The following is a 22,768-nucleotide window of genomic DNA, read 5'->3' as shown; positions in this document are numbered from 1 at the left end:
CAACGAACGCTCGCAAGGTATTTTTAGGTTTAATTAACTGGATGATATTTAAGGTAAAAGTTTAAAACTTTGCAGAATTTCAAAGTGCCAGCATCGGCCATGTATAGCCAATCTCCTACAGCGCTTTAATCGTTTCAGCAGTGAACGACCCACCAAGCCCGTTCCATCCATTTGAATGTCCGGGTTTCGGGTGACAGACGCCTGCGGCCCCCCCATGCTCAAATCCGGCAAATTCGGCGTAATGGGCCACCCTGCGCGGCCAGTGCCTGACCCCCATGAGAAGGATCTTATGCAGTATTCCTCCCGCCAGCCGGCCAGCTTCCCCCTCACTGCCGCCCAACAGGACATTTGGCTTGATCAGATGCGCGTGGGCGATTCGCCGCTGTATAACATTGGCGGCTATCTGGATGTTGCCGGCCCAGTGATGCCCGAGCGCATCCAGCAGGCCGTAGCGCAGCTGGTGTCCAGACACGATGCGTTGCGCATTCAATTGCATACCGACGCCGAAGGGCTGGCGCGGCAAACCTTCGCTTCGGCACTGCCGGTGGACGTGGCCTTGCATGACTTCGCGGCGTTACCCGACCCGTGCGCCGCGAGCCGGGCCCTGATGCAGGCGCAAATGGCCCGACCGTTCATGATGAGCGGCGCGCCGCTGGTGCGCGTCCTGCTGGTCAAACTCGACGACGACCACTACCACCTCGGTATCCAGGCCCATCACCTGATTCTCGATGGTTGGGGCTTCGGCCAGTTGCTGCAATCCCTCGCGCAGTTGTACACCGCCCTGGAGCAGGGCCGTCACGTGGAGCCGTTCGCACCGTCCTATATCGACTTTATCGACAACGACCAGCGCTACCTGCACTCGGCCCGTTACGCCCGTGACCGCGACTATTGGCTGGACAAGTTCCAGGTACTGCCCGAGCCACTGCTGACGCCGAAGCAAACCACCAAGGCGTCGAGCAACACCTTCCTGGAAGGCTTTGCGGTGGCGCTGCTCGACCGTATGGAGCAGGTCGCCAACCGCTGCCAGGCGTCGGCTTTTCATGTGTTGCTGGCGGCGATGTACGTGTATTTCAGCCGCACCAGTCAACGCCAGGAATGGGTAGTGGGGCTGCCGATTCTCAACCGCTCCAACGCGCGTTTTCGCGCCACCGTCGGCATGTTTGCCCAGGTCAGTGCGGTGCGTTTTCAGTTCAGCGAAGGGTTGCCTTTTGGTGAGCTGGTGCGCGGCATACGCGATCAGCTCAAGCAGGATTTCCGCCATCAGCGCTTCCCGTTAAGCGAGATGAACCGTGAGCTGCGCCTGCGACGAACCGATCGCGGGCAGTTGTTCGACCTGTCGGTGTCGTTCGAGCAGGACGACCATGACCTGCGCTTCGGTCAGGTGCAGGCGCGCGCCATCAAGGTGTCCAACCACCATGAGGCATTGCCGATCGCCATTCACCTGCGCAGCAACCGCTACCAGGACAGTGCGTGGCTGCATTGCGTCTACAACGAGGCGTACTTCCAGCACGACGAAGTCCAGGCGATGGCGCGCGGCTTCACCTGGCTGTTGGAGCAAGGGCTGGAAGACCCCTCGTTGCCGGTCGGTGAGTTTTCCATGCTGGCGCCTGAAGCTCAGGCTCGGCTGCTGCACTGGAACGCCACCGCGCAGCCCAACGCACTGCCGCAAACCTTGCACCGGCGGATTGAAGCGCAAGCCGCACACACGCCCGACGCCATTGCCGCGGTGTATCAGGGCCATCAGCTGACCTACGCCCACCTCAACCGTCAGGCCAATGCCCTGGCGCATCAACTGTTGGCACACGGCGTACAGCCGGATGATCGCGTGGCCGTGCTGGCCCGACGCGGGCTGGACACGTTGGCGGGGTTGTTGGCAGTGCTCAAATCCGGCGCCTGCTACGTGCCGCTGGATCCGGCCCATCCGGCTGAACGCCTGGACTACCTGCTGCAAGACAGTGCGCCTGTGGCAATCCTGACCCAGCAGGATTTGCGCCAGCGCCTGCCTGTCTCCACGGTGCCAGTGATCGCGCTGGAGCAGGTCACCTCGCACATCGACAGTAACCCCCAGGTTGCGGTCTCGCCGTCGAACCTGGCCTATGTGATTTACACCTCCGGCTCCACCGGCTTGCCCAAGGGCGTGATGGTGGAGCACCACAGCGTATCGAACCTGGTGGACTGGCACTGCCGGGCGTTCGACCTGCACGCGGGCAGCCATACCGCCAGCGTCGCCGGCTTTGGTTTTGATGCCATGGCCTGGGAAGTCTGGCCGGCGTTATGCGTGGGTGCAACGCTGCACCTGCCACCGGCCCACGACGGTGCGGAAGATATCGATGCGCTGCTCGACTGGTGGCGCGCGCAGCCACTGGACGTGTGTTTCCTGCCCACGCCTGTGGCCGAATACGCCTTTAGCCAGCAGCTTGGGCATCCTACCTTGCGCACCTTGCTGATTGGCGGCGATCGCCTGCGCACGTTCACCCAGGCGCAGACGTTTGCACTGATCAACAACTACGGCCCTACCGAAGCCACTGTGGTTGCCACCTCCGGAGCCATTGAGGTGGGCCAGCCGCTGCACATCGGCGCGCCGGTCGCCAACGCCCAGGTTTATCTGCTGGATGCGCAACAACGCCCGGTGCCGATTGGCGCAGTGGGGGAGTTGTATGTGGGCGGCAAGGGCGTGGCGCGGGGGTATCTGAACCGTCCTGAACTGAATGCCGAACGCTTCCTGGACGATCCTTTCAACGGCGCGCGTATGTACCGCACCGGCGATCTGGCGCGCTGGCTGTCGGACGGTAATCTTGAGTACCTGGGACGCAACGACGACCAGGTAAAAATCCGCGGTGTACGCATCGAACTGGGGGAAATCGAATCGGCCCTGGCCGCCCACCCGGCGATCAAGGACGCGGTAGTGCAGTTTCGCCAAGGGCAATTGCTGGCCTGGTTTATCCCGCGTGAGCCAGTCGAGATTCAAACCCTGCGCGCCCATCTGCAGGCCTCGTTACCTGACTATATGGTGCCGGCGGCCTATGTCCGCCTTGAGGCGTTGCCCCTGACCGCCAATGGCAAGCTCGACCGCAAAGCTTTGCCCGCGCCCAGCCAGGAAGCCTTTGTCACTCGCCGCTTCGAAGCTGCGCAGGCCGGTGTGGAAGCTACCCTTGCGCAGATCTGGGCCGAGTTGCTGCACGTGCAGCAAGTAGGGCGCCACGACCATTTCTTCGAGTTGGGCGGGCATTCGCTGTTGGCGGTGCAACTGGTGCAGCGCATGCGCCAGGCCGGCCTGCGTGCCGATGTGCAGGTGCTGTTCGGCCAGCCAACGTTGGCGGCGCTGGCGGCAGCGTGTGGCGGTAATGAAATGGCGGTGCCAGACAATCGAATCCCGCCAGGCTGTACGCATATCACTACCGATCTGCTCGCCTTGGCCGAGCTGGATCAAGCCAGCCTCGACCACATCGTCGCAAGCATCCCTGGTGGCGCAGCGAATGTGCAGGAAATCTACCCGCTGGCGCCGTTGCAGGAAGGCTTGCTTTATCACCACATCACCGATGCGCACGACCCGTATCAGCAACAGGCTCTGTTCAGCTTTGCGCGCCGCGAGCAACTGGATGCCTTCGCCCACGCCCTGCAACAAGTGATCGACCGCCATGACATCCTGCGCACCAGCCTGGTGTGGGATGCCCTTGAACAACCGATGCAGGTGGTGTGGCGAAAAGCGCGGTTGCGGGTCGAACCGCTGCGCGAGCCGGCTCAACCGCTGGACTTGCGCCAGGCGCCGCTGATGGCCCTGGACTACGCCGAAGAACCTCACCATCAGCGCTGGATCGCCAGGCTGCGCTTTCATCACCTGGTCAACGATGCCACTTCGACCACCCTGTTGGTGGACGAGATCCGCGCCCATCTGCTCGGCCAACAGGCGCAACTGCCCGTGCCGGTGCCGTACCGCAATGTGGTGGCGCAAGCCCGATCAGCCGTGCGCCAGGCTGCGCACGAGGCGTTCTTTCGCCAGCAGTTGGCAGAGGTGGATGAGCCGACTCTGGCGTTCGGCGTGCAGGAGCGCCAGGCCAAGCGTGCCGAGACCGAAGAAGCCGAACGCCTGCTCAGTGACGCGCTCAACCTGCGCCTGCGCAGCCAGGCCCGCGTTCTTGGCGTGAGCGCCGCGAGCCTGTTCCACCTGGCCTGGGCCCAGGTACTCAGCCGGGTGGCGAGTCGCGACGATGTGGTGTTCGGCACCGTACTGCTTGGCCGCTTGCAAGCCGGCGAGGGTGCCGAGCGGGCGTTGGGCATGTTCATCAACACCTTGCCGCTGCGCCTGCGCCTGGTCGGGCAAAACGTGGTGGATGCACTGCACGACACCCACACACAACTGAGCGCCTTGCTCGCTCACGAACAAGCCTCCCTGGCGTTGGCCCAGCGTTGCAGCGGCGTGTCACCGTTGTTCAACAGTCTGCTCAATTACCGCCACACCTCGGCCGATCCCGAACTCAAACTGGTACCGGGCATGGCCTTGCTCAACAGTGAAGACATCCTCAGTTACCCGCTGATGTTGACGGTGGATGACGTGGCCAGCGGTTTCCGGCTCAAGGCCAAGGCGCCGTGCACAGTCGGTGCCGAGCGGGTGCTGAGCTACTTTGACACGGTGCTCAACGGCCTGGTGGATGCGCTTGAGCAGGCGCCGAAAATGCCGCTTGGCGACATACAGGTGTTGCCCGCCAGCGAGTTGCACACCCAGTTGTCAGGCTTCAACGCCACCGCCACGGACTACCCGCAAACCCTCACCGTCCAGGCGCTGTTCGAAGCCCATGCGCGGGACATTCCCGATGCCATCGCGGTGCAGGCCGGCGAACAGCAACTGACCTATCGCGAACTCAACGAACGCGCCAACCAGTTGGCCTTTCACTTGCGTGAGCACGGGGTAGAGCCCGACTCGCGGGTGGCACTGTGTGTGGAGCGTGGGTTGGAGCTGGTGGTGGGGTTATTGGCCATTCTCAAGGCGGGCGGTGCCTATGTGCCCCTCGACCCGGGCTACCCACGCGAACGCCTGGCCTACATGCTCGCCGACAGCCAGCCGGTGGCGCTGCTGGTACACGGCGCTACCCGCGAAGTGCCGGGCGAGGTTGCAATCCCCGTGATCGACTTCGACCACTGCACCTGGAGCCAGGCGCCGACCGACAATCCGTCGGTACCGGGTTTGAGCGTCGCCAATCTGGCCTACGTGATGTACACCTCGGGCTCCACCGGCATCCCCAAGGGCGTGATGATCGAACATCGCGGCCTGGGTAACCTGCTGCACTGGGGCTCGCAATTGTGCCCCGACGCCGCAGGCGGCGCCTTGTTGCAGCGCGCGCCATTCAGCTTTGACGGTTCGGTGTGGGAACTGTTCTGGCCATTGAGCAACGGTATGCGCCTGGTGCTGGCGCGGCCCGATGGTCATCGTGAACCTGCGTACCTGGCCCAGTTGATTCGCGAGCAGCACATCAGCGTGATCAAGTTTGTGCCGGCGATGTTGCAGCAGTTTCTTGAGCTGGACGAGTCGGCGCTGTGCACCAGCCTCACCGATGTGTTGTGCGGCGGCGGCGAACTGACCGCAGCCCTGGCCCGTGGTGTGCAGGCGCGCTTGCCCAAGGTGCGCTTGCACAACGTCTACGGCCCTACTGAAGCCACGGTCGACAGCAGCGCCTGGACCCTCGAACCCGGCGCGCCGGTACCCGCGGTGCAGCTGCCGATTGGCCGGCCGATCAACAATACCCGCCTGTACGTGTTGGATGCCCATGACGCACCGGTCCCCATAGGCATCAGCGGTCAACTGCATATCGGTGGTGTGGGAGTAGCCCGTGGCTACCTGGGGTTGGAGCAGATGACTGCCGAGCGGTTTATCGACAGCCCCTTCGTTGTCGGTGACCGCCTGTATCGCACGGGCGACCTGGTGCGCTACCTGCCGGACGGCAATCTGGAGTTCCTTGGGCGTAATGACTTCCAGGTCAAACTGCGCGGCGTGCGCCTGGAGTTGGGAGAAATCGAAGCACGCCTGAGTGCACACCCGGCGTTGCGTGAAGTGGCGGTGCTGATTCGCGATGAGCGCCTGGTCGCCTACTTCACCCTGCGCGGCCAGGCGCCGAGCCTGCAAGCCTTGCGCGCCCATGTGCTGGAGCAACTGCCGGAAGTCATGGTGCCGGCCGCCTTCGTACAACTCGACGCACTGCCCCTGAACCCCGCCGGCAAACTCGACCGCAAGGCCCTGCCGGAGCCGGGCCTGGACGCGGTGCTCAGCCGTGCCTACGAAGCGCCCCAGGGCGAAGTGGAAACCTTGATATCCGGCATCTGGGCCGACGTACTGAAACTGGAGCGGGTAGGGCGCCACGACCACTTCTTCGAACTGGGCGGGCACTCGCTGCTGGCAGTCAACCTGGTGGCCCGCCTGCGCAAGGCCGGGCTGGAAGTGGACGCACGCACCTTGTTCAGCCAGCCAACCCTGGCGCAACTCGCCGCCAGGACCGTGGCGCAGGTCCAGCGCGTTGAAGTGCCGCAAACCGCCATTCCCGCCCTCAACCGCCGCCGCAGGATCTGAGGATTGGAATGCATTCAATCTGGGAGGGGGCTTGCCCCCTCCCACATTTTACGGTGCTGCCTTCAAGGGCTTCATGCACTCGATAGAGCGATCCACTGTGGTTCTGGCGATCTCCAGCAAATGCCACACCGCCAGAATCTTCGCCCGCACGGGGCTGTCCAGCAGCTCGCTACAATCGAGCGCTGTCGCTGAGGCACTGTCGAGCAGGCTGGCGGTGTACAGCAACGCATCTTCAAAACTCAGATCGTCGTTGACGCTGTGGAAACCCTGCCTGGGCAGGTAATGGTCAATGGCGCGGTTGAACGCGGCACGGGTTTTTGCGGGGTCGAAGGGTGGGTCGGGTAAGACTTTATTCATGGTGTAGCTCCAACTGGTAGATAAGGAGCCGACCCCTTCGCGACTAAACGGAGGGTGGCGGCTGTACGCAGGTTAGTCGACCGGCCAGTTGGATCCGGCGCACCCAAAGGTGCCCTGCGCACAGCCACCATGAACAGGGTGACAGCTTGCGCACAACTGGAATCCGGGCGACTAAACCCGATCACTGATGAGCAGTGACGGATCGCAGACTAGCCACCGATTCCAACCGGCACAAGGCGGCGGGGATTGTCTCGGAAATGTCCTGCAATTTAAAGAGAGACGGCTTGCTGGCTCTTTACAAACCATGACAAAACGCCAGCAGTGACAGCTCATATTTTGGCGTAGGAAAAATCTGTCATGACGAGCGTTGATGGCTACCCTGATGAGGTTTCGCTTTTTCGGACAAGGTTGAGCTTAGTTAAATGGAGGCTCCTACTCACCACCGTAAAGGATTGCGATGAACATGGATGTCAGTCATTTTCGTCAAGAGGCAGCCAAAGTCAGACTTTCAAAAGCCGCATTTGATGAGTTGTTGTGCGCAAAGAATATAGTCGAGTCCAGTGGTCAAGATCATCGCTTCGATACAACACCTGCCTGCATCAATCCGCTTAGCTCACCCATCCTGCATGCGGAATTAAACAATATTCGAAACATGATTGACCATGAAACTTATGTGTTGATCTTGGATGGCTTTAAAGTCGATAGCCTCGCAGTCTTCAAATCACTCATTTGGACATTTGGCTCTTTGCTGGGAAAGCCAATGGTGCAGAATCATCTCGGTCATAAGGTTATTGAAGTATACGATCGGGGCGGTAAGAGTATTGAAGAGGGTGCCAGATACCACCAAACCCGGCAGGGTGCTTACGTACACAACGATGGTGTGAGTGACCCGCTACCTATCGACTATTTGATCTTGGCGTGTGGTCAGAAAGCACTGCTGGGTGGTGAGAGCATTCTGATTGATGCGAGCGCGGTCTACGCAGAGCTGATGACGTTTCCAGGTGTACTGACACAGCTGAAATGCGATTTCTTTTTTGAGAATCGAGGCATGGCCGAGGATGAGACGCTGTTTAAAGCGCCCATCTTGAGTTTTTCAGACGCAGGCATTCCTTTGATCAGGTATTTTCGTGTCTACATTGAGTCGGCTCATCTGAAGGCTGGTGTCCCGTTGACCCTCGCACAAACTCAGGCGCTGAATATACTGGATGCTGTGCTCGACCAGTCTTCAGTCCAACATCGCATACTGCTTGAACCAGGGCAGGTATTGATTTCTGCCGACAACAAGTTCCTGCATACCCGCACGCATTTCATAGACAGGAATGTTCCCTGTGCGCAGATCAATGATGATGAGCGGCTGAGCGATCTCAATCGCTACATGCTACGGATGTGGTTACGCAAGCCATGATGCCTGGCTTGTCCTGCATAACTGATTCCTCCCTGTTTTCAGCAAAAGCCGAGCCCCATGGACAACTCCGATATCGCGATCACCCTGGTCTTGATCTCCGCCTTCATGCACGCCACTTGGAATGCCGTAGTACGCGCCGGAAGCAGTCGCTTTATGACTTTGGCAATGGTCGATGGCACCGCATTGCTGATCTGTCTGGCAGCGCTGCCGTTGGTTCATGTGCCGAGCCTGGAGGTGTGGGGCTATGTGCTGGTTTCCGTAGTGCTCAATACGATCTATCGATTGTTTCTGATCAAGGCTTACGAGACTGGCGATTTCGGTCAGGTTTACCCGGTCATGCGTGGTGTGCCGCCGGTACTGGTTGCGCTTTTTTCCTACTTCTTACTGCATGAGCAGCTGTCGTTTCAGGCGATGGCAGGTGTGCTGATGATTTGCGTGGGGATCATCAGCCTGACATTTGTGCGCAGGATGACGGCGCACATGCTCAAGCCGATCCTGATGGCGGTGTGCGCTGGAGCGTTCATTGCGTCCTATACGGTGGTGGACGCCAAAGGCGTGCGAGCCAGTGAGACGGTGCTGCAATACATCATTTACCTGACCGTATTCCAGAGCATCCCGATCCCGTTATTGGCGTTGATCAAGGCGCGTCCGGCATTCACCCAGGCCATCCGCTGCCACTGGCGGGTGGGAATGTTGGGAGGGGTGTTTTACCTGGCGTCCTACGGCCTGGTGTTGTTTGCGTTGTCCCTGGATGCGGTAGCCAAGGTGTCCGCGTTGCGGGAAACCAGTGTTATTATCGGCACCATTATTGCCGCACTGTTTTTTCATGAACGGTTTGGCTGGCGGCGAATGCTGTCGGCATTCGTCATTGTTGGCGGGATCATCCTGATCAAAGTGAGCAACTGATGGCCCAACGTCCGCCCCCGACCCCTATGCTTCAAGCCTTCGTGAGTGCCGCGCAGACCGGCAGTTTTGCGCGTGCCGCATCCGAGTTGAACCTCACAGCCAGCGCTATCAGTCATCAAATCGCAGGTCTGGAAGATTGGTGGGGGGTGCAGTTGTTCGAGCGCCACTCACGGGGCGTCAAACTCACGGCGGCGGCGCAGGCACTGTTGCCGGTGGCCGAAGGTTTTTTCAAAGACCTGGATGCTGTGCTGCATTCGCTCAGTCCCGGTAAACCTCAACCGCTTTACCTCGCCTGTACGTCCTCTCTGTGCTCAACCTGGCTGATTCCCAGGATGCATGGTTCTCATGCTCACGCGTCGTTCAATCTGGATTTGGTGTTGACCAGCGCGGACATGAGCAGCAGCAGCTTGAGCGCGCATCAGTATGACGTCGCCGTGGTGATGGGGTACGGCGACTATCCGGACCACCATGTCGAGCTTTTGATGCGCGATGCGGTATTCCCTGTATGTTCGCCAGCGTTTGCGCGTATACACGGCGATATTGCCCTGGCGGATATCGCCCAGTACCCATTGATTCATCGGGTGGATGATCAAGTGTGTCCAGGGTGGGAGAGCTGGTTTGCCTTCCAGGGGCTCCCAGCACCGCCCTATCACCATGGCCCACGCTTTCCTGATTCCAGTTTGGCTATCAGCCTGGCGGTAAAAGGCGGGGGAATTGCGTTGGGCAGAACTGCACTGGTACATGACGCGTTGAAGGAGGGAGCCTTGGTTGCGCTGGAAGCTCCTGTGATGATGTCGCCGGCTGCCTATTACATCATTTGCCGAGAGGGTCGTCAGTCGGAGCCGGATATCGCTCGGTTGTTTGATTGGCTCAAGACGCAGGCTGACGAGTTTGTGCGCGAAGTTTAAATGCACCCCGTAGGGGGCTCACGCCAAGCCTTTGCAAACAGAGCCTCTTTCGATTCTCAGCGTGGCATCGGAACAAACGCCACGCTCCCTCCCTCACGCTTCTGAAACAAGCGCTCGCCATTATCCGATTGCGTAGTGACCACTCGATGATCCACGCCCAGAAACGCCAGCGGCATCGGGTCTTCCCTGGAATACTGCGTGACGATAATCGTGTGTTGCGGATCGAACCTTCGGCCGCTGGTCTTTTCCAGCCAGGCCATGAACGCGGCGCTGTCGCCCTGGCGGGGGTAGTCCTGGGTTTCGCTGACGTAGTAGAAGGGCTTGCCGTGGTTTTGCAGGTACATGGGCAGCTTGTTGTCGACCTCCACCAGCACCATTTGCCATTGGTCCCACGGTGCGCTTTTCACGGCTTGGGCTTGCACATCCTCGGCGAAGCGGGTCACGCCGCCGTTGCCGGTAGTCCAGGGGTAGATCACACCCAGCACCAGCAAGAGCAGGCCTGCGCTGATGCCGAAGCCTTTTTGCCAGCGCGGCCAGCTCGCCGGTTTTTTCTTTAGGCGTTCGCTCAGCCACCAGGCGGCGAGCAGTTGAGCAAAGGGCACCAGCGGCAGTACGTAGTAGCTGCGGCGGCTGCCGCTGGCGGTGAAGAACGCAAACAACAGGCCCAGGCCCCACACCAGCCAGCGCACGTTGGGTGGGGTGTGGCGCCAGTGCCGCACCGCCAGCCACAGGCCCAGTAGCCAGCAGGGGGCCCAGGGCAGGGTGTAGACCGGCAGGTAGATCAGGTAGGTGTAGATCGGGCCCATGTGATCGAAGGGATCGAAGAAACGCACCACGTTTTCCCTGAATACCAACGCCAGACCGCTCTCGCCATAAGAAGGCGCGCCGTAGCGGTGAGACAGTACGAAAGGAATCGCGTAAAACGCCGCGGCGATCAGCATGGCCAACAGCAGACGCAGATTGAGGTGGCGTTTGTAGCGCTGCTGGCTGAGCAGGTGCGGCAGCAGCACCAGCCCAGGCAGCACAAAACCGATCAAGCCCTTGAACAGAGACGTCGCTGCCAGCAACAGGAAAAACACCGTGTAGCGCCCAAGCCTGGTGTCTTCCGGTCCGCGCCAATACCACCACACGGCTGCCAGCACGCCGCACACGGTCAGCACGTCGGCCGTGGCGACCCTGGCCCAGAACAGGAAGTAGAAGGTGGTGGCGAGCATCCAGCCGGCGATCAAGCCTGTGCCTTTGCGAAACAGCCGTTCGCCGATCAGGTACACCAGCCAGATACTCAGCCACGCTGCAATCACCGATGACAGACGCAACGACCACGGGCCAAGGCCGCCCATCAAGCTGGCGAAGCCGGTGATCAGCCAGTAGGAGGGCAGGGGTTTGTCGTAATACGGCGTGCCTTTGAGATACGGGTCGAAGTAATCACCGCTTTGCAGCATCTGCAAGGCGATGTTGGCCCAGCGCGTCTCCGGCCCCCATAGGTCGCGGCTGCCCAGGCCCAGCAGCAAAAGCAAGGCCGAGACGCCCAGCAGTAAAACCAGGGCGCCGCGTTCGGTTTTCCATAGGCTCATGGGCTGTTCCTGCAAAGGCGATCAAGGTTGTTGGGGGTAAATCGTCAGTACCAGGTTGCCCTTGCGATAGCGCTTGCCGCCGGGCGGCAATTGCCCTTCTTCGCGGTGCTCGCTGGTGCTGCGGACCCGCATCAGCACGCCCACCGAACCTCGCTCGCGGGCTTCGGCCAACCAGGCTTGCACGTTGTCGAGTGTGACCTTGCGGTGCGCCGCTTCTTCGTAATGCAAGCCGTAGCGCAGCTCGCCCTCGGTGCCGTAAAACGCCACCTCTGGCTCACGCAGGCGCCATGACAAGGCCGATGCCAGGCCCAGTTCGTTGCTCAGCAAAGCACGGGTGTGTTGCAGTTCGTCCAGGTGCTCAAGCACGAACTGGTCGGGCATTTCGTTATCCGCTATCAACTGCGGCATTCCCGCCGGCAGCAGGGCTACCAGCAAGCCAATGCCCAGCGTCGGCATCGCCCACAACGTCAGCGGGCGCACCGCTTGCAACAGGTTGGCGAGGATCCAGCCCAGCAGCACGATAAAAGCCAGGGACAGGCTGAACATCTCGGCGTGGCTGTTGCCGTACAGCGGGTCGGTGATTTGCAGGTAAATCAGCCCGACCATGGCCGCCATGCCGAGAACGAAATTGACCGTGCCGTTGATCACAATCGTACGTGCCTTGCCTTGCTTGATCAGGTCGATCAAGCCGTGGCCCATCAGCAGCGCCAGGGGCAGCAGGCAGGGCATGATGTAGGTCGGCAACTTGCCTTTGCTCAGGCTGAAAAAGCCCAGGGGCAGCAGCCACCACAGGGCGAGAAAGGCAATCGCCGGCTGGCGTTTTTCTTTCCAGGCCTTGCACAGTGTTGTCGGCAGCAATGCGGCCCACGGCAGACACGCCACGACCATGATCGGCAGGAAGAACCAGAACGGCCGCGCATGTTGCGCATTGTCGGAGGCGAAGCGGCGAATGTGTTCGTGCCAGAAGAAAAAGCGCCAGTAATCCGGTTCCCGCACATGGATCGCCAATGCCCACGGCAGGCAAACCAGTACCGCGACCATAATCGCCACCGGCCCGTAGCGCAGCAACTCACCGACGCGGCGCTGCCAGATCAGGTAAGGCACCGCGACCAATACCGGCAGCAGCCATGCCAGAAACCCCTTGGTCATGAACCCCATGCCGCACGCCAGCCCCAACAAGGCCCAGCAACCCAGACGCCCACGTAAGGTGGGGCTGTCGAGAGCAAACCACAGGGCGACCAGGCTCAGGTTGGCCCACAAGGTAAATTGCGGATCAAGGTTGGAATACCCGGCTTGCCCGGCCACCAAGCCAAAGCTCATATAGAGCAGGGCGCAGGCGAAGCTTTTACGTGGGTCGTTCCACAGGCGCCGCGCGATCAGGTAGGCCAGTAGCACACTCAACGCCGTGGCCAGGACCGAGGCAATACGCACGCCGAACAGGTTTTCGCCAAACACCGCCTGGCCCAGGGCAATCAGCCAATAGCCCGCGGCGGGCTTTTCGAAATAACGCACGCCCATAAAGTGCGGCGCTACCCAGTTGCCGCTCATCAGCATTTCCTGGCTGACCTGGGCATAACGGGTTTCATCCGGAATCCACAGGCCGTGAAAGCCAAGGGGCAGCAAGAAAAAAACGGCAAAGCCCAGGATTAACCAGGGCAGAGGGTTCAAGCGGGTCATGAGCACATCGCTCCATGACGTTCAAACAGGTGCAAGAAGAGTATTGAATTAATCGGGCCGAGCATCGTGATGTTCACTGAATCAATGAGGGGGGGAACCTAACTAAGAGGCGCAACTGAACATGCCAGAACAGGGCTGTCGTTTTGCTGAACGTAATAGCTGCTGAATAGGTAAATAAGTGTAATTAAAGTTGTTTAAGTACTGCGGCCCATTGCTGGATTTTCAGAGTGCCCATTGCCTCAAGTTTGCCGTTGGGCAATACCTTGACGAACAGTGCACTGCCATATTCGGCCGCTGCGGCATGGGGAAAGCCCAGGCTCGTCTGGAAGTCGCTCATGCAGGCGCTGTGGGTGATCAACATCAGGTTGCGACTCGGCTTTTTATGGCTGAGGATTTCCTCCGCCATGGCATCCCCGCAAATGGCGAGCGGGCCCGGGGACAGCTCGGTCTTGCCGAACATGAACAGCGAGGTTTGGGCAGTGCGCGTGGTCGGGCTGCTCAGCACGTCGGTGGCCTCCATGCCCAATGAATCAAAGGCTTTGCCCAGTTCGGTCGCGCGTTGCGTGCCCTGGATCGTGAGGCCGCTGACAGGGCCGAAACAAGGATTTTTCGAGCGGTCGCAGCGTTCTTCATGACGCACCAGAACCACCAGGTCGCCCTGGCGCCAACTGGCGAGCACCCCGGAGGTGACCAGGCGATTGCCGACACCCAGGTCAAGCGGGGAAGAGGGCCACAATAGAAAACCTGTGAGCAGCAGGCCGATGACGCTGATGCCCAGCACAGGCAGGCGGTATTTTTTCAGGCGCTTCAACCTTGCCCATTTGGGTTTTGGATTGGCCAGGATCATGTCTGCCACGCTATTCACCCTCGGCCCTTTAGTTGTGCTTATAACCAGTGAGGTTAATGGGCGATCGCCCGTTGTGGAGCAGCAGCCTGTCACAGTGCTGCTGTCTTTTTGCTGAACATCCGCGTCGTAAAAAGTGTGAGTATTAGTAACTAACAAGTTGCGAGTTATCACCGCTGGGAGCGCACTTTAAAGTGTCGAGGATGGGCAGGCGGTGAAATCCATGTGAAAAATTTGCGTGGGCATGTCCCTCAGCCGTTATTCTCGTTGGCAGTCCTTCAAATGAGCGTTCCTATGTTGCAGGTACAAGGGGTTATCAAACACTACGCCACTCCCCAAGGTCCGCTGGCCGTGCTGGCCGGTGTCGACCTGTACCTGGGGGCGCGCAGCAGTCTGGCGCTGATGGGCGAGTCGGGCAGTGGCAAAAGCACCTTGCTGCACCTGGTGGCCGGCCTGGATCGGGTCGACGGCGGCAGCATCCGCATTGGCGAGCAGCGCTTGGACCAGCTCAACGAAGGGCAACTGGCCCATTGGCGCCGTACCGAAATCGGCCTGGTGTTCCAGCAGTTCAACCTGATCGGCAGCTTGCGTGTGGAGGACAACCTGGCATTCCAGGCGCGCCTGGCGGGGCGCTTCGATCCGCATTGGCAGGCGCAGTTGGTGGAACGTCTGGGGCTGGGCGATTTGCTCAAGCGTTATCCGGAGCAACTGTCCGGCGGTCAGCAGCAGCGGGTGGCGGTAGGGCGGGCGCTGGCCTCGCGTCCGGGTTTGCTGTTGGCCGATGAGCCCACCGGCAACCTCGACGAAACCACCAGCGATGAGGTGCTGCAGTTGCTGTTGGATCTGCTGCAGGACAGCCCTACCAGCCTGTTGATGGTTACCCACAGCCCACGCCTGGCCGCACGCCTGGACCAGCAGGTGCTGCTGCACCATGGCCGTGTCGTGCCGATGGACGCGCGCTGAGATGGCGGTGTTCTGCTGGGCTTTGCGTGCGTTGTTGAGCCACTGGCGCCGTCACCCGGTGCAGTTTTTCAGCGTGCTGACCGGCCTGTGGCTGGCTACCGCATTATTGACGGGCGTGCAGGCGCTCAACAGCCAGGCACGGGACGGCTATGCGCGCGCCAGCCAATTGATCGGCGGCGAACCGCAGGCCAGCTTGAGCGCACCGGACGGCGCCGCCTTCCCCCAAGCGCTGTTTGCGCAATTGCGCCGCGCCGGGTGGCCGGTGTCACCGGTGGTGCAGGGGCGGGTGGTACTCAAGGGGCATGAGGAGCAGCGGCTGCAATTGATGGGCATTGAGCCGGTATCGTTACCTGGCAGCGGCAGCGTGGCCGGGCAGCGCTTGAGCCAGGCGCAGATGCTGGCGTTTTTCCAGGCGCCGGGGCGTACCTGGGTTGCCGCGCAAACCTTGGAGGCGCTCGGTTTGCACGCGGGCGAACAACCGCTGACGGCCAGCGGGCAGCGCTTGCCGCCGTTGCAGGTTCAGCCGGACATGGCCCCCGGTATGCTGCTTACCGATATCGGTTTTGCCCAACCCGTGCTGAACATGCAGGGGCGGCTGTCGCGCTTGCTGCTGGACAACGCCTTCGCCGCCCGCCATCCCCAAGCGCCCGCCGGGTTGCAACTCAAGCAGGGCGAGGACAACAACCTCTCACGTCTCACCGAAAGCTTTCATCTGAACCTCGACGCCTTGGGCTTTTTGTCCTTCGTCGTCGGGTTGTTTATCGTGCACGCAGCCATCGGCCTGGCCCTGGAACAACGGCGGGGTTTGTTGCGCACTTTGCGTGCCTGCGGGGTCAGTGCGCGAATGCTGATCCTGAGCCTGGGTGTCGAACTGGGCGTTCTGGCATTGCTGGGCGGTGTACTCGGGGTCGCCAGCGGTTACCTGCTGGCCAGCCTGTTGCTGCCGGACGTCGCCGCCAGCTTGCGCGGCCTGTACGGGGCCGAAGTGGCAGGTCAACTGAGCTTGAGCCCGGGGTGGTGGCTTGCAGGGCTGGGCTTGAGCCTGCTCGGCGCCTTGCTCGCAGGGGCCAGCAGCCTGTGGCGTGCGGCGCGTTTGCCGTTGCTGGCGCTGGCCAATGCACAAGCCTGGCATGAGGCCCACGGGCGCTGGTTGCGGCGCCAGGGTTGGGTGGCGGTTGCGGCGCTGCTCATTGCACTGCTGGCCCTGGAGTTGGGCAACAGCCTGGCCGCCGGATTCGTGCTGATGGCGGCCTTGCTGCTGGGCGCTGCACTGGGTTTGCCGGTGTTGCTCAATGCGCTGTTGAACGGCGTGCTGGGGCGCAGTCGTTCGGTACTGGGCCAGTGGTTCCTCGCCGACTGTCGCCAGCAACTGCCAGCCTTGAGCTTGGCACTCATGGCGCTGTTGCTGGCCCTGGCGGCCAATATTGGCGCAAGCTCCATGACCTCGGGTTTTCGCCAGACCTTCAACCACTGGCTGGAACAACGCCTGACCGCCGAGCTTTACCTCAACCCGCAAAATCCGGCTCAGGCGCAGCAACTGCACACATGGTTGGCACAGCAGCCGTTGGTGCAGGCGGTGCTGCCCAGCTGGCAGGTCGCGGTGCAGTTGCAAGGCTGGCCGGCGGAGCTGTTTGGTGTGGTCGACAACCCCACCTATCGTCAGCACTGGCCGTTGCTGGAGGCGACGAGCACACCCTGGGACCGCTTGCTGCAAGACGATAGCGTGATGCTCAGCGAGCAGTTGGCGCGGCGCTTGAACGTGCGCCTGGGCGACAGGGTTCAAGTCCCCACCCCGCAGGGCACATGGGCACCGGAAATCGTCGGAATCTACGCCGACTATGGCAACCCCAAGGGCCATATGCTGGTCAACGCCAAGCACCTGTTGGCTCATTGGCCGACGCTGTCACCGGTGCGATTCAACCTGCGCGTGGCGCCCCAGGATGTGCAGCCGCTGGTGGGTGAAGTGCAGCGCGAGTTTGCCCTGGAAGACAGCCGTATCGTCGATCAACAACAACTCAAGGGGTGGTCCAGCCAGGTCTTCGAACGCACCTTCGCCGCCACTGCTGCGTTGAACAGTCTGACCCTGGGCGTGGCGGGCGTGGCATTGTTCATCAGCCTGCTGACCCAGAGCCAGAGTCGCCTCGGGCAACTTGCGCCGTTGTGGGCGCTGGGGGTGACACGCCGCCAACTGATGCTGCTCAACCTTGGCCAGACCTGGCTGCTGGCGGTACTGACGCTGGTCCTTGCGTTGCCGTTGGGGCTGTTGCTGGCGTGGTGCCTGGATGCGGTGATCAACGTCCAGGCGTTCGGCTGGCGCCTGCCGTTGCAGGTATTCCCCGGGCAGCTTGCGCAGTTGATGGGGCTGGCGTTGCTTGCGACATTGCTGGCCTCGGCCTGGCCGCTATGGCAGCTCTACCGCAGCCGCCCGGCGGATTTGTTGAGGACCTTTGCAAATGAAGATTAAAGCGTTGGCGTGGGGGGTGTTGCTGCTGCTGTTGAGTGCCTGTGACAAGCCGCCTGCACCCGAGGAAAGCTTCGCCGGGCTGGGCAGCGATGCGGCGGAATTTGCCCAAGTGGTCCCCGGCAAAGTCTTCAGCTTCCCCGAAGATCACGGCCCGCACCCAGGCTTTCGCATCGAATGGTGGTACGTCACCGCCAACCTCAAGGATGCCCAGGGCAATGTGTTCGGCGTGCAATGGACCTTGTTTCGCAACGCCGTGAATGCCGGGCCGATGCAGCAAGGCTGGCGCGACTCCACCATCTGGCTCGGCCACGCCGCCGTCACCAGCGCCACCCACCACTACGCCGCCGAACGCTTCGCCCGTGGTGGTGTCGGCCAGGCCGGAGCGCAAGCGTTGCCGTTCAACGCCTGGATCGACGATTGGAACTTCGCCACCCGCCCAGGCGCCACTAGCGCTCTGGCCGATATGCAACTCAAGGCCAGTGGCGGGCAATTCGCCTACGACCTGCAACTGACCTCCAGCCGCCCGTTGGTGCTGCAAGGCGACAACGGCTACAGCCGCAAATCCGACCAGGGCCAGGCGTCGTACTACTACAGCCAGCCGTTTTTCACTGCCACCGGCAGCATCAGTATCGACGGCCAGACGTACGAAGTCAGCGGCCCGGCCTGGCTCGACCGCGAATGGAGCAGCCAACCCCTGGCCGCCAGCCAGACCGGCTGGGACTGGTTCTCCCTGCACCTGGACCGGGGCGCGCAACTGATGCTGTTTCGCGTGCGAGACAAAGACGGCGGTGGGTACCTCACCGGAACCTGGATCGACGCCCAGGGCCGCACCGAGACCCTGCACAACGCAGATATTCAACTGGCGCCGCTGACCAGAACCGAGATTGACGGGCGCAGCATTCCCACGCGCTGGTCGCTGAAGATCCCCGGCAAACACCTGGACATCACCACCGAGGCGGTCAATCCGCAAGCGTGGATGAACCTGGGGATTCCCTACTGGGAAGGGCCGGTGAAGTTCGAGGGTGGGGTGGGGTATTTGGAGATGACGGGGTATTAGGGCGTCTTCCGTAGGCGCTTATCTTTTGCTGTGTAGGCAACTTCCCAAACGTATTGTTTGACCCCCGCCTGCTTGTGTCCGGGCTGTAGGCGCTTGCTTATATTTCGATGCCATCTTCATGGCATTCGAGATGTAAGGCATGGCGCAGGCATACCTCAACGACCGCACCACGGACTACCTCAGTTTGAAGTCCAGGCTAATGGGTGGGGCGTTGAATCGGCAGCGCTCTGATCATTTCGATGTGTTGAATCGGCACCTGCGCCATAAGCTGGTGACGCCAGGACAGTTGGTGATTATTCCTGATAATTACAGCGTAACTTGCAGTGCCGAAGAAGCCTGGTTGATGCGCTATGCCGAAGAAATTCGCCGGGGACTGGCACTGGATGCGTCGGCTGGGCCAGCAGTGATCAATGACTATGACCTGCTGCAGAGCCTGTTGGGGTATGGCTCGATAGGCGTGGGGAGTGCGACATCTGCGTGGGGGCGACATCTGGATGAGGTGGTGCTTACGCTCGAGTCGATTGAACAGTTACATCAGCGGTTGAAAGGGGGTGGCTTGGACCGGGTTGAGTTTGTTCGACAACGGCAGATGCTGTTCGGGAACCTGGATAGGCAACTGCAAGGTGCAGCGCGGTTTGGGACAGGGCTGAGGGGGAATCAGTCATTGAAAAAGGTGCTTGGCGTTTCAACCAAGAGCTACCTGCATAAAGGCGAAATAGCAGGGTATGCACAGCGGATCGGGGCAGTTGCGCAGGCTTCGAAATGGCTGGGGAATGGGACTTATGTAGGGCTGGCGATGGATGTAGGCGTGGCGGGTTTGGAAATCAGGGAGGCGTGTGTGGTGGGAAGGGAGGTGCAATGCAAAAGAGCGAAATATGTGGAGACGGGGAGGTTGGTGGGTGGGGTGGTAGGGGCTGCTGGCGCAGGGGGGCTTGGTGCTGAGTTAACACGCCGTGCATGCAACATTTTTCTAGGTGTCGCGACGAGAGGAACCGGTGCTCTGACCTGCGCAATAATTGGGGGGGCGATGGCAGGGTATCTAGGAGGTAAGAAGGGCGGGGATGGTGGGGCGTTCCTGGGTGGAAAAATTGTAGAGAACAACGGTGATTTGATATTCCAGCCAGGGGGGGCTTGAGCATGGATTTTTTTCTCGCCTATACCGCTGTGATGATTATCGGGACGTTTGTGGTTTTGGGACTGATACTTTTTTTCGAACGAACAAAACTCGATGAGTTGGAAGGTTACTTCAGTGAAAACCCGCAGGTCCGTAAACATCGGCAACGCTGGGGACGAAACCAGCGGTTTATCAGATTTCATCGTATGTGTCTGATGATTGATATCCTTCGCGCGCCAGAAAGCTCCGTGAAAGAAGGCTTTATGACTGAGGCAGAGTCAGCCGCCATTCCGTCAGCGCTCAGGCGTTGGGCTGTATGGCCTTATCGCCTTGCGATGATTTGGGCTATCAGTTGGGGCTATTGGTGCACCTGGCTTTAGAGGTGCTCGCTTCCACGACCTGAATACCATGGTTCACATTTTAAAAAAAATACTGTTCATGCGTACAGTATTGTCCTACAGTCCATCCTAGGTGACCGGATGTCACCGGTCACCTGAGCTTCAATTTTTTAACTATGGATGGATAAAAAATGAAATCGAAAAAAGCCCTTATGCTAGGCGCGGCCATGATGGCCTCCTGCTTTGTTTCGGCCTTTGCCCTGGCCGAGCAAACCCCTCCCAAGCTCAGTGCGCAGACGGTCAAGCAGGCCGTGGACAAAGCGTTGAAACAAGGTGGCACAGTGGAGAAGGCCATTGTCTCGGACGCACTCAAGCAAAAGCTCGATGCAGCCAAGGCCGGCAAGCCCAAGGTGTCAGCCGGCAAGGCAATTGCCAGTAATGCGGTGGTTGATGCCAAGGTAGGCGAGTTGGTAAAGCCCGATCAGGCGAAACTCAAGGAAGCGGCGGTTGCTGCCTTCACTCCGCTGTTTCCAACTCTGGATATCAACACCCTTTACACGCTGACCGGGGTGGAGACCGGCGCGCAGATCGCCTACCACTTCAACCTGCCGAAGAATGCGCGAATTCAGGTGCAGTTGTTGAACCAGAGTGTCGGCACCGACATGTCGCTGACCCTGTTCCACGATGACGGGCAGGGTAATCTGACCCCGTTGGGCACGTCTGATAACGCCGGCAATGCCGATGAGTACCTCAACGGTGTATTGCCGGCCGGTGACTACTACTGGTTCATGGTGGCCAATGCCGCGAGCAACTCGCAGTTCAGCTTCGGCGTGGCGGTAGACAGCAACATTGATGCCTACGAGCCCAACGATACCGAGCAAACCGCATTTGCCCTGCCGGATGCGCTGAATCAGGTGACCGGTAACCTCGACAGCGTCAATGATGTGGATTACTTCTCCTTCACGTCGCTGCGTGGCCAGGGTGTCGGCATGTTTCTGGGTGATGATGGTGCGGGTACGCGCAACCAGTGGATCTTCGAGCGTTTCGACGGTAATAACTGGGTAGTGATTCAGCCGGATTCCACCTCCACCTATCCGAACCTGACGCCGGGCTACACGGTCAAGGTACGTGTGCGGGCGAACCCGGCGGTGGCGTTGAACCCTCAGGCGCAGTACAAGTTGACCCTGGGTTCGGCGCCTCGCTTGAACCAGCACAACGTGAACGGCGATAACGTAGTGCGCATTCCCAGCTCGATCTTCCAGCTGGCCACCCAGGCAGCCCGCAATCTGAGCTGGAGCACCCAATGGTCGGACAGCACCGGTGAGCCATTGCGCGGGGTCACCCCAGTGCTGCGGGTCGACAAGCACTTTGGTGCAACTTACAACTGGGTCAACTATGAGGCCAAGACCGGCATCACGGGTGCAGCTTCGGGCAATGTCGCCTTGGGCACTTGCTCCGGCGACTATAAAGTGCGGTACCCGGACAGCGCGTCGGGCCAGACCTACAACTGGGAAACCTGGTTCAACGAAGGTGGCTGGCGCATCGAGCTCAAGGAGTTTCCGGGTGTGGGCGTAGGCGGCAATATCACCCAATACGTCAGCCTGGGCCACATTTGCAACCAGACCATCGTGCGCTGATTGATCTAGGAATGTGAAGCAGGGGGCAGTCCATCTGGGCTGCTCCCTTTTTTTGTGGCCGGCTCCCAATGCAGCGTGCCAAACAGGTAATCCATCAACGGCAACACGATATTGAAATTGCGCCCCTGCATCAGCTCGCGACGGTGATGCAGGGCGTGCAGGCGATGCATTTGGCGAATCCACGGCAGGCGCGCCACCGGGTGTTCAGCGGGTAAGTGTTCGCAGGCGTGGAACACCTCGTAGAGCAGGTAGCCGAGGATCATGCACCCGGCAAACAACCCCGCCACGTTGGGGTTCAGTTGCTTGAGCAGCCACCAGCCGGGAAGGGTGATGGCCAGGCTGTGCAGTACGATCAGCCAGGCGGGGAACAGGATGACGCGCCAGTCACGCGGGCTGTCGTAGGTCATGTGGCCGGGCGTGAAGAAACTGTGGTGATCGCCGGTGTGGCGCGCGTAGAACAGCCGGGCGAATGAGTGTTTGTGATGGCCGAGGTGACGGTGCACGAGGTAGATGCACAGGTTGAAGAACACCAGCGTCAAGGGCACCGTCAGCCACTGCAGGGCGGTGATCTGTGCGGTGGAGGACCAGGCCAGGGTGATACAGGTGATGCCGTAGCCGAGGACGAACGCGGCGTGTAGCCAGGGGTTGTAATGGCGACTCACGTTGGCGCGGTAGCGGCTGCGGAACGTTTCGGTGAGATGGGGCATGGCGGGCTGCTCGCTGTTTTTGTTCGAGATTGAGCTTAGTGGGTGGGGAGGAATGTGCGAGCTTTTACTGGGGGCATGGGTATTTACACAACTTTGGCGTTACGCCGGACCTGTGGGAGGGGGCTTGCTCCCGATGGCGGCCTCGGGGCCGACCAGGATGCTGGATCAGACCGAGTACATATCCGTTATTTGGGTAACGGCTGATATTGGTTCCGCTTTTACAGCGGGTCACTTTTGAAAAAAGCGCAAAAGTAACCC

15 protein-coding genes are annotated in these 22,768 nt (G+C 60.4%); 10 read left to right on the top strand and 5 right to left on the bottom strand.

Annotated elements, in window-relative coordinates; all coding sequences use genetic code 11:
* The first annotated feature begins 289 nt into the window (after positions 1 to 289).
* A complete protein-coding gene (locus tag E4P00_RS23770) occupies positions 290 to 6,559 on the top strand; it encodes a non-ribosomal peptide synthetase (protein ID WP_248133173.1) in 6,270 nt (2,089 codons plus the stop codon).
* Positions 6,560 to 6,607: 48 nt separating this feature from the next.
* Here the strand turns inward: E4P00_RS23770 and E4P00_RS23765 are convergent, their stop codons facing one another.
* Positions 6,608 to 6,916: a hypothetical protein gene (locus tag E4P00_RS23765; protein ID WP_005789528.1), complete on the bottom strand. Its 309-nt coding sequence runs from the start codon at positions 6,914 to 6,916 to the stop codon at positions 6,608 to 6,610.
* Between the two features lie 457 nt (positions 6,917 to 7,373).
* On the opposite strand from E4P00_RS23765, the gene E4P00_RS23760 reads away from it, so the two are divergent.
* Genes E4P00_RS23760 through E4P00_RS23750 form a run of 3 tightly spaced genes read left to right on the top strand, consistent with a single transcriptional unit; the run spans position 7,374 to position 10,135 of the window.
* Positions 7,374 to 8,321: a TauD/TfdA family dioxygenase gene (locus E4P00_RS23760; protein WP_248133172.1), complete on the top strand. Its 948-nt coding sequence runs from the start codon at positions 7,374 to 7,376 to the stop codon at positions 8,319 to 8,321.
* A 57-nt stretch (positions 8,322 to 8,378) separates the two neighbouring features.
* Positions 8,379 to 9,227, top strand: a complete 849-nt coding sequence (locus E4P00_RS23755; protein WP_148853579.1) for an EamA family transporter — start codon at positions 8,379 to 8,381, stop codon at positions 9,225 to 9,227.
* Positions 9,227 to 10,135 (top strand): LysR substrate-binding domain-containing protein, encoded by a 909-nt coding sequence (locus tag E4P00_RS23750; protein WP_248133171.1) that lies wholly within the window; start codon positions 9,227 to 9,229, stop codon positions 10,133 to 10,135. Before E4P00_RS23755 ends, E4P00_RS23750 begins: the two co-directional genes overlap by 1 nt.
* Positions 10,136 to 10,191: 56 nt before the next feature.
* Here the strand turns inward: E4P00_RS23750 and E4P00_RS23745 are convergent, their stop codons facing one another.
* From E4P00_RS23745 to E4P00_RS23735, 3 genes are all read right to left on the bottom strand, one after another.
* Positions 10,192 to 11,709 (bottom strand): glycosyltransferase family 39 protein, encoded by a 1,518-nt coding sequence (locus E4P00_RS23745; protein WP_248133170.1) that lies wholly within the window; start codon positions 11,707 to 11,709, stop codon positions 10,192 to 10,194.
* Positions 11,710 to 11,730: 21 nt separating this feature from the next.
* Positions 11,731 to 13,386 carry a lipid IV(A) 4-amino-4-deoxy-L-arabinosyltransferase gene (arnT, locus tag E4P00_RS23740; RefSeq protein ID WP_248133169.1) on the bottom strand — a complete coding sequence of 552 codons (1,656 nt, stop codon included), beginning with the start codon at positions 13,384 to 13,386 and terminating at the stop codon, positions 11,731 to 11,733.
* 184 nt (positions 13,387 to 13,570) lie between these two features.
* Positions 13,571 to 14,251 (bottom strand): histidine phosphatase family protein, encoded by a 681-nt coding sequence (locus E4P00_RS23735; RefSeq protein ID WP_248133168.1) that lies wholly within the window; start codon positions 14,249 to 14,251, stop codon positions 13,571 to 13,573.
* A gap of 273 nt (positions 14,252 to 14,524) precedes the next feature.
* Between E4P00_RS23735 and E4P00_RS23730 the strand changes: the two genes are divergently transcribed.
* From E4P00_RS23730 to E4P00_RS23705, 6 genes are all read left to right on the top strand, one after another.
* Positions 14,525 to 15,193: an ABC transporter ATP-binding protein gene (locus tag E4P00_RS23730; protein ID WP_032880406.1), complete on the top strand. Its 669-nt coding sequence runs from the start codon at positions 14,525 to 14,527 to the stop codon at positions 15,191 to 15,193.
* A 1-nt stretch (position 15,194) separates the two neighbouring features.
* Positions 15,195 to 17,657 carry an FtsX-like permease family protein gene (locus E4P00_RS23725; RefSeq protein ID WP_248133223.1) on the top strand — a complete coding sequence of 821 codons (2,463 nt, stop codon included), beginning with the start codon at positions 15,195 to 15,197 and terminating at the stop codon, positions 17,655 to 17,657.
* Positions 17,647 to 18,714: a lipocalin-like domain-containing protein gene (locus tag E4P00_RS23720; protein WP_216091775.1), complete on the top strand. Its 1,068-nt coding sequence runs from the start codon at positions 17,647 to 17,649 to the stop codon at positions 18,712 to 18,714. The genes E4P00_RS23725 and E4P00_RS23720 overlap by 11 nt, the downstream gene beginning before the upstream one ends.
* Before the next feature lie 139 nt (positions 18,715 to 18,853).
* Positions 18,854 to 19,849: a hypothetical protein gene (locus E4P00_RS23715; RefSeq protein ID WP_216091774.1), complete on the top strand. Its 996-nt coding sequence runs from the start codon at positions 18,854 to 18,856 to the stop codon at positions 19,847 to 19,849.
* 2 nt (positions 19,850 to 19,851) lie between these two features.
* The gene (locus tag E4P00_RS23710) at positions 19,852 to 20,208 is read left to right on the top strand and encodes a hypothetical protein (RefSeq protein WP_078821772.1); all 357 of its coding nucleotides are present in this window, start codon (positions 19,852 to 19,854) and stop codon (positions 20,206 to 20,208) included.
* Between the two features lie 149 nt (positions 20,209 to 20,357).
* Positions 20,358 to 21,803, top strand: coding sequence for an acid shock protein (locus E4P00_RS23705; protein ID WP_216091773.1), 1,446 nt, complete (start codon positions 20,358 to 20,360; stop codon positions 21,801 to 21,803).
* A gap of 5 nt (positions 21,804 to 21,808) precedes the next feature.
* Here E4P00_RS23705 and E4P00_RS23700 read toward each other — a convergent pair whose 3' ends face one another.
* The gene (locus tag E4P00_RS23700; RefSeq protein WP_223018448.1) at positions 21,809 to 22,510 is read right to left on the bottom strand and encodes a sterol desaturase family protein; all 702 of its coding nucleotides are present in this window, start codon (positions 22,508 to 22,510) and stop codon (positions 21,809 to 21,811) included.
* Positions 22,511 to 22,768 lie beyond the last annotated feature (258 nt).

This window comes from Pseudomonas sp. B329, from assembly GCF_023127835.1.
In the GTDB taxonomy this organism is placed as follows: Bacteria; Pseudomonadota; Gammaproteobacteria; order Pseudomonadales; family Pseudomonadaceae; genus Aquipseudomonas; species Aquipseudomonas synxantha_A.
Note: the sequence above shows the minus strand (reverse complement) of the source record. Positions and strands in the feature narration are given on the sequence as shown.